This is a genomic window from Xanthobacter sp. BG11Y11_SDJG (assembly GCF_057364445.1).
This window is the reverse complement of the sequence record NZ_JBNFNU010000334.1, coordinates 1-4,688: the sequence shown is the minus strand read 5'-3', so window position 1 is coordinate 4,688 and position 4,688 is coordinate 1. Positions and strand designations below refer to the sequence as shown.

Annotated in this window: 4 protein-coding genes and 1 pseudogene; 2 read left to right on the top strand and 3 right to left on the bottom strand. The window is 68.9% G+C overall.

Annotated elements, in window-relative coordinates:
- Nucleotides 1-120: 120 nt before the first annotated feature.
- A pseudogene (locus AC2W7M_RS20080) lies at nucleotides 121-1,338 on the top strand (argininosuccinate synthase); the annotation flags it as partial.
- A 182-nt stretch (nucleotides 1,339-1,520) separates the two neighbouring features.
- Here the strand turns inward: AC2W7M_RS20080 and AC2W7M_RS20075 are convergent.
- The 3 genes from AC2W7M_RS20075 to tesB form a co-directional block, all read right to left on the bottom strand.
- On the bottom strand, nucleotides 1,521-2,879 hold the full coding sequence (locus AC2W7M_RS20075; RefSeq protein ID WP_486134367.1) for an ammonium transporter: 1,359 nt from the start codon (nucleotides 2,877-2,879) through the stop codon (nucleotides 1,521-1,523).
- 29 nt (nucleotides 2,880-2,908) lie between these two features.
- Nucleotides 2,909-3,247: a P-II family nitrogen regulator gene (locus tag AC2W7M_RS20070; protein WP_121624088.1), complete on the bottom strand. Its 339-nt coding sequence runs from the start codon at nucleotides 3,245-3,247 to the stop codon at nucleotides 2,909-2,911.
- A 293-nt stretch (nucleotides 3,248-3,540) separates the two neighbouring features.
- Nucleotides 3,541-4,467: an acyl-CoA thioesterase II gene (tesB, locus tag AC2W7M_RS20065; RefSeq protein ID WP_486134365.1), complete on the bottom strand. Its 927-nt coding sequence runs from the start codon at nucleotides 4,465-4,467 to the stop codon at nucleotides 3,541-3,543.
- On the opposite strand from tesB, the gene AC2W7M_RS20060 reads away from it, so the two are divergent.
- Nucleotides 4,466-4,688, top strand: a 223-nt coding sequence (locus AC2W7M_RS20060; RefSeq protein WP_486134363.1) for a hypothetical protein, incomplete at its 3' end; no start/stop codon positions are given. The genes tesB and AC2W7M_RS20060 overlap by 2 nt on opposite strands.

Genomic DNA, 4,688 nt, shown 5'->3' with positions numbered 1-4,688 from the left:
CGGCCTCGCCCCGCGACGGCGCCCGCGGCCCTTGCGCGCCCCTTGCGGCACGCCACTTGCCAGGGCGCCGCGCCGGCCTATAGTCCGCGCCGATTTTGCTCCCAACAGCCGAGAGACGAGATGGCGCGTGACGTGAAGAAGGTGGTGCTGGCCTATTCCGGCGGGCTCGACACCTCGGTGATCCTCAAATGGCTCCAGACCACCTATGGCTGCGAGGTCATCACCTTCACCGCCGACCTCGGCCAGGGCGAGGAGCTGGAGCCGGCGCGCAAGAAGGCGGAGCTGCTCGGCATCAAGAGCGAGAACATCTTCATCGAGGACGTGCGCGAGGAATTCGTCGCCGACTACGTGTTCCCCATGTTCCGCGCCAATGCGGTCTATGAGGGGCTCTATCTGCTCGGCACCTCCATCGCCCGCCCGCTGATCGCCAAGAAGCAGATCGAGATTGCCCGCAAGATGGGCGCCGACGCGGTGGCCCATGGCGCCACCGGCAAGGGCAACGACCAGGTGCGGTTCGAGCTCGCTTATTACGCGCTGGAGCCGGACATCACCGTGATCGCCCCCTGGCGCGAGTGGGACCTCACTTCGCGCACCCGGCTGCTGGAGTTCGCGGAAGCCCACCAGATCCCGATTGCCAAGGACAAGCGCGGCGAGGCCCCGTTCTCGGTGGACGCCAACCTCTTGCACTCCTCCTCCGAGGGCAAGGTGCTGGAGGACCCGGCCGAGGACGCGCCGGACTATGTCTACCAGCGCACCCTCTCGCCCGAGGACGCGCCGGACGAGGCGACGATCATCACCATCGCCTTCGACAAGGGCGACGCGGTGGCGATCGACGGCGAGGCGCTGTCGCCCGCGAGCCTGCTCACCCGCCTCAACGCGCTGGGCAAGGAGAACGGGATCGGCCGGCTCGACCTCGTGGAGAACCGCTTCGTCGGCATGAAGAGCCGCGGCATCTACGAGACCCCCGGCGGCGCCATCCTGCTGGCGGCGCATCGCGGCATCGAGAGCATCACGCTCGACCGCGGCGCGGCGCACCTCAAGGACGAGCTGATGCCGCGCTATGCGGAGCTGATCTATAACGGCTTCTGGTTCTCGCCCGAGCGCGAGATGCTGCAGGCGGCCATCGATCACTCCCAGGCCTATGTGACCGGCGAGGTGACGGTGAAGCTCTACAAGGGCAACGCCACCGTCATCGGCCGCAAGAGCCCCTATTCGCTCTACAACCAGGAGCTGGTCACGTTCGAGGAAGGCGCCGTCGCCTACGACCATCGCGACGCGGCCGGCTTCATCCGGCTCAACGCCCTGCGCCTGCGCACGCTGGGGGCGCGCGCCGCAAGATCTCCGAATAGGCGGCGGCGCAGCCGCCCGTCCGAAGGGGGCGGTCCCGCGGAAAAGATGAGGCCCCGGCGCTCGCGCGCCGGGGCCTTTCTCGTTCCCCTCTTATTGAACACAAGCGGGGCGGCCGGAGCCGCCCCGGAAACCTTGAGGCAAGCGGGAGACCGGGGCCGCCCCGCAAGACCTCACGAGTGGTAGGCGCGCTCGCCGTGCTCGTTGATGTCGAGGCCCTCGCGCTCCACGTCCGCGGACGGGCGCAGGCCCACCACGATGTTGAGCACGAAGAAGATGATGGCGGAGACCACGCCCGACCACACCACGGTGATGATGGTCGCCTGGCCCTGGATCAGGACCTGCTTGACCATCTCGTAGTCGGCCACGCCGCCGCCGCCGAGCGCCGGGGACACCAGGATGCCGGTGCCGATGGCGCCGATGATGCCGCCGACGCCGTGGACGCCGAACACGTCCAGGCTGTCGTCATAGCCGAGCGCGTTCTTCACGGTGGTGCAGAAGAAGAAGCACACCACCGCGGCGATGATGCCGAGCACGATCGCACCCATGGGGCCGGAGGCGCCGCAGGCCGGGGTGATGGCCACGAGGCCGGCCACCGCGCCCGACGCGCCGCCGAGCATGGAGGGCGCGCCCTTCACCAGCCACTCGATCACCAGCCAGCCGACGATGGCGCCGGCGGTGGCGAGGAAGGTGTTCATCATCACCAGCGTGGCAAGGCCGTTGGCCTCGAGGTTCGAGCCCACGTTGAAGCCGAACCAGCCGACCCACAGCAGCGAGGCGCCGATCATGGTGAAGGGCAGCGAGTGGGGCGGGAGCTGCTCCTTGCCGTAGCCGATGCGCTTGCCGACGATGAGGCAGCCCACCAGGCCGGCAATGCCGGCATTGATGTGCACCACCGTGCCGCCCGCGAAGTCCAGCGCGCCGAGGGTGAACAGGTAGCCCTCGGAGAACCACACCATGTGGGCGATCGGGAAGTACACGAAGGTGCCCCACAGGACCGCGAACAGGATCACCGCCGGGAACTTGATGCGCTCGGGGAACGCGCCGACCGCGAGGGCCGGGGTGATCGCCGCGAAGGTCATCTGGAAGGCGATGAAGGCGAACTCGGGAATCTGCACGCCCTTGGTGAAGGTGTCGGCCAGGCTCTCGACCGTCACGCCGGCGAGGAAGGCCTTCTCGAAGCCGCCGATGAAGGCGTTGCCCGAGGTGAAGGCGAGCGAGTAGCCGTACAGCACCCACACCAGCATCATCACCGCGGTGATGGTGAGCACCTGCATCAGCACGGACAGCATGTTCTTGGCGCGCACGAGGCCGCCATAGAACAGGGCGAGGCCGGGAACGGTCATGAGCAGGACGAGGACGGTGGACGTCATCATCCACGCCACGTCGCCCTTGTTCACGGTCGAGACCGCCTCGGCCGCCGGCGCCGCGGCGGGCGCCGCCTCCGGCGTCTGGGCCAGGGCTGGCAGGGCGATCGCCGCTGCCGCCAGAAGCGCGGGCAGCCCCGCGCGGGTCCACGTCTTGAACGTCATGGAAGAAAGCTCCGTGAAATGAGGATGGCTCAAAGGGCGTCGGCGTCGGTCTCGCCGGTGCGGATGCGCACGGCGTGATCGATCGGGAAGACGAAAATCTTGCCGTCGCCGATCTGTCCGGTCTTGGCGGAGGCGGTGATCGCCTCGACCACCTTGGCGACCTGGTCGGCCGCAACCGCCACCTCGACCTTGAGCTTCGGCAGGAAGCTCACGGCGTATTCGGCGCCGCGATAGATCTCGGTGTGGCCCTTCTGACGCCCGTAACCCTTCACCTCGGTCACGGTCAGTCCGTGGACGCCGATACCGGTGAGGGCATCGCGCACCTCCTCCAGCTTGAATGGCTTGATGATGGCCATGACGATCTTCATGGATCGGTCCCTGTCCCCTGATGACCGCCGCGGCCGTTCGACCGGGCGATGTGTTTCTCGCGGCTTGGCCGTGCGGGTCGGGGCGATCCACGCCGCGGCCCAAGCCTGCGCCAGGGGGAATCAAGGACCGTGCCAATCGGGCCGAAGGGGCGCTCTGGCTGCTTATTTTCTCGCCATGGCCCATTGGCGAGTCATCGGCGCCCCATCCTTGCCGCTTTTCATGCCTGTTTTTAGGCGTTACGCCCATCACGCGCTCACATCGCGCGCTCACGGCGCGCCGTCCGGGGGATGGCTCAGGGCGCGCGCGGCGCGACCGGCCGCATCAATCCTTCCTGGGCAGAGGAGGCCACCAGCACGCCGTCGCGGGTGAAGAGCTGGCCGCGGCAGAAGCCGCGCGCCCCGGTCGCCATCGGGCTTTCCTGGCTGTAGAGCAGCCACTCGTCGGCGCGGAACGGCTGGTGCAGCCACAGCGCGTGGTCGAGGCTGGCGCATTGCAGATCGGCATCGAACACGCTGCGTCCGTGTGGCACCAGCGCCGCCTGCAGCAGCGACAGATCCGAGGCGTAAGCGAGCACCGCCTGATGCGTGGGCAGGTCGTCCGGCAGGCGCCCGCGCGCGCGCAGCCACAGGCTGGCCCTGGCATCGGGGGAATGGGAGGCATAGGAGCCGTCGAGGATGATCGGCTTCACCTCCAGCGGGCGCAGCGCCATCCAGTCGCGCAGGGAGGCGGCCGGAAAGCGCTTCAGGAGCCGCTCGCGCCACACCTCGTCGGGCGGCAGGTCCTCGGGCATCGGCACGTGCGGCATCTTCGCCTGGTGCGTCAGGCCCTCTTCGACGATCTGGAACGAGGCGGACATGAAGAAGATCGCCCGCCCGTGCTGGATCGCCACCACCCGCCGCGTGGTGAAGGACTTGCCGTCGCGGATGCGCTCGACGTCGTAGACGATGGGGATTGAGGGGTCGCCGCCGAGCAGGAAGTAGCCGTGCAGCGAGTGCACCACCCGCGCCGGGTCCACGGTGCGCCGCGCCGCCACCAGCGCCTGGGCGATCACCTGGCCGCCGAACACCCGCCCGCCGCCGGGGGAACCGCTGCGACCCCGGAACAGGTTGATCTCCAACTGTTCGAGGTCGAGGATGCCGAGCAGGGCATCGACGTCGGACTGCCGGTCGCCGGAAGGCGTCTGCGCGGCGGGCGTATCGGCGGGAGAGGGCTCGGTCATGGCGCGCTCGATGGGGCCGCGCCGGGCGCGGCGGGCCTCGGACGAAAAACGCCACGGCGCGGCCGTCCGCGTCAAGTCGCTTCCCCATTCGGCAGTCACGGCCGGGGGCGGGCAGAAGGAGAAGGGCATCATGATCGGCACCGGCACCCTGGGCGCCGCCGCCGCCGGCGGCATCGAACCGGTTCTGTCGGCCCAGCCCGCCGCGGACGTCGCCATCGTCG

Coding starts and splice junctions, on each gene's coding strand:
- AC2W7M_RS20075 (WP_486134367.1), bottom strand. CDS start 2,879: ATGACGTTCAAGACGTGGACCCGCGCGGGGCTGCCCGCGCTTCTGGCG.
- tesB (WP_486134365.1), bottom strand. CDS start 4,467: ATGACCGAGCCCTCTCCCGCCGATACGCCCGCCGCGCAGACGCCTTCC.
- AC2W7M_RS20070 (WP_121624088.1), bottom strand. CDS start 3,247: ATGAAGATCGTCATGGCCATCATCAAGCCATTCAAGCTGGAGGAGGTG.